Origin of the sequence: Streptomyces sp. SID5785, from assembly GCF_009870065.1 — a bacterium.
In the GTDB taxonomy this organism is placed as follows: domain Bacteria; phylum Actinomycetota; class Actinomycetes; order Streptomycetales; family Streptomycetaceae; genus Streptomyces.
Window position 1 is genome coordinate 1 of the sequence record NZ_WWIA01001115.1, and the last position, 2915, is coordinate 2915.

At 71.7% G+C, this 2915-nt stretch carries 2 protein-coding genes and 1 pseudogene; all 3 read left to right on the forward strand.

What is annotated here, in order from left to right:
* Positions 1-427: pseudogene (locus GTW43_RS36160) on the forward strand (glucose-6-phosphate dehydrogenase); the annotation flags it as partial.
* Positions 424-1365, forward strand: a complete 942-nt coding sequence (gene opcA / locus GTW43_RS36165; RefSeq protein WP_161306209.1) for a glucose-6-phosphate dehydrogenase assembly protein OpcA — start codon at positions 424-426, stop codon at positions 1363-1365. The pseudogene GTW43_RS36160 and the gene opcA, both read left to right, overlap by 4 nt.
* Positions 1358-2915, forward strand: a 1558-nt coding sequence (gene pgi / locus GTW43_RS36170) for a glucose-6-phosphate isomerase (RefSeq protein ID WP_161306210.1), incomplete at its 3' end; no start/stop codon positions are given. The genes opcA and pgi, both read left to right, overlap by 8 nt.

Consider the following 2915-nt stretch of genomic DNA (forward strand, 5'->3'; position numbering starts at 1 on the left):
CGAGATCGCGGTCGTCTTCCAGCGCGCCCCGCACTCGCCGTTCGACTCCACCGCCACGGAGGAGCTCGGGCAGAACGCGATCGTCATCCGCGTCCAGCCCGACGAGGGCATGACCGTACGCTTCGGATCGAAGGTGCCGGGCACCTCGATGGAGATCCGGGACGTCTCGATGGACTTCGCCTACGGCGAGTCGTTCACCGAGTCCAGCCCGGAGGCGTACGAGCGGCTGATCCTGGACGTGCTGCTCGGCGACGCCAACCTCTTCCCGCGCACGGAAGAGGTCGAGGAGTCCTGGCGCATCCTCGACCCCGTCGAGGAGCACTGGGACACCCACGGCCGCCCGGCCCGGTACGCCTCGGGCAGCTGGGGCCCGAAGGAAGCCGACGAGATGCTCGCACGAGACGGACGGAGCTGGCGCAGGCCATGAAGATCGACCTGACCGACACCACGGCAAGCAAGATCAACAAGGCGCTGGTCGAGGGCCGCCGGGCCATCGGCACCCCCGCCGTGGGCATGGTGCTCACGATGGTGATCGTCACCGACGAGGAGAACGCCTACGACGCGCAGAAGGCCGCCGAGGAGGCCTCCCGCGAGCACCCCTCGCGCACCCTCGTCGTCATCAAGCGCACCGCCCGCACCCCGCGGGACCGGCAGGGCACCCGCCTCGACGCCGAGGTCCGGGTCGGCTCCGACGCGGGCACCGGCGAGACCGTGATCCTGCGCCTGTACGGCGAGGTGAGCCAGCACGCCGCGTCCGTCGTCCTGCCCCTGCTGCTGCCCGACGCCCCGGCCGTCGTGTGGTGGCCCGTCGACGCCCCGGACGAGCCCGCGGCGGACCCGCTGGGCGCGCTCGCCGCCCGCCGGATCACCGACCTGTACGCCGACGAGGACGCGCTCGACGCCCTGAACCGGCGCGCCGCGTTCTACACGCCCGGCGACACCGACCTGGCCTGGACCCGGCTCACCCCGTGGCGCTCCATGCTCGCCGCCGCCCTCGACCAGGCCCGCGTCGACGTCGTCTCCGCCGCCGTCGAGTCGGAGGCCGGCAACCCCAGCGCCGAGCTCCTCGCCCGCTGGCTCGGGGCCCGCCTCGGCGTCCCGGTCGAGCGCGTCGTCACCGCGGGCCCCGTCGTCACCGCCGTCCGGCTCGGCACGGCGAACGGCGAGATCCGCATCGACCGCCCGGACGGCCCGCTGGCCACCCTCACCCTGCCCGGCCAGCCGGAGCGCACCCTCGCCCTGAAGGTCCGCACCACCGCCGAGCTGATCGCCGAAGAGCTCCGCCGCCTCGACGCCGACGAGATGTACGCCGTCGCGCTCCAGGCCGGCCCCTCCGGCTCCAAGGAGTCCGTTCAACATGCCTGACACCACCCCCCTCCTGACGCGCCGCCCGCAGTGGACCGCCCTGGAGGACCACCGCGCGAAGTTCAACGGGACGCACCTGCGCGACCTGTTCGCGAGCGACCCCGAGCGCGCCGGCCGCTACACCGTGCAGGTCGGCGACCTGCACATCGACTACTCGAAGCACCTCGTCACCGACGAGACGCTCGCGCTCCTCCAGGAACTGGCCACCGCCACCGACGTGTTCGGGCAGCGCGACGCCATGTTCCGCGGCGAGAAGATCAACACGACCGAGGACCGCGCCGTGCTGCACACGGCCCTGCGCGCCCCGGCCGACGCCGTGATCGAGGTTGACGGCGAGAACGTCGTGCCCGAGGTGCACGCCGTGCTCGACAAGATGGCCGTCTTCGCCGACGCCGTCCGCTCCGGTGAGTGGACCGGCCACACCGGCCGGCGCATCAGGAACATCGTCAACATCGGCATCGGCGGTTCCGACCTCGGCCCCGCCATGGCCTACGAGGCGCTGCGGCCCTACACCGCCCGCGACCTCACGTTCCGCTTCGTGTCGAACGTGGACGGCGCCGACCTGCACGAGGCCGTCCGCGACCTCGACCCGGCCGAGACGCTGTTCGTCATCGCCTCGAAGACGTTCACCACGATCGAGACGATCACCAACGCACAGGCCGCCCGGTCCTGGCTGCTCGCGGGCCTCGGCGGTGCCGACGGCACCGAGGGCGCGGTCGCCAAGCACTTCGTCGCCCTGTCGACGAACGCCGAGAAGGTCGCCGAGTTCGGCATCGACACCGCCAACATGTTCGCGTTCTGGGACTGGGTCGGCGGCCGCTACTCCTTCGACTCGGCCATCGGCCTCTCCCTGATGACCGCGATCGGCCCGGACCGCTTCCGCGAACTGCTCGACGGCTTCCGCCTCGTCGACGAGCACTTCCGCACGGCGCCCGCCGAGGCCAACGCCCCGCTCCTGCTGGGCCTGCTCGGCATCTGGTACGGCAACTTCCACGGCGCGCAGTCGCACGCGGTCCTGCCCTACAGCCACTACCTGTCCAAGTTCACCGCGTACCTCCAGCAGCTCGACATGGAGTCCAACGGCAAGTCCGTGGACCGCCAGGGCCGCAGCGTCGAGTGGCAGGCGGGACCCGTGGTCTGGGGCACGCCCGGCACCAACGGACAGCACGCCTACTACCAGCTGATCCACCAGGGCACGAAGCTGATCCCCGCGGACCTCATCGGCTTCGCGCGCCCCGTCGAGGAGCTCGGCGCCGGCCTGGCGGGCCAGCACGACCTGCTGATGGCCAACCTGTTCGCGCAGGGCCAGGCGCTCGCCTTCGGCAAGACCTCCGACGAGGTGCGCGCCGAGGGCGTCGCCGAGGAGCAGGTCGCCCACCGCACGTTCAAGGGCAACCACCCGACGACGACGATCCTCGCCACCGAGCTGACCCCCTCGGTCCTCGGCCAGCTGATCGCCCTCTACGAGCAGAAGGTGTTCGTCCAGGGCGCCGTCTGGAACATCGACTCCTTCGACCAGTGGGGCGTCGAGCTCGGCAAGGTCCTCGCCA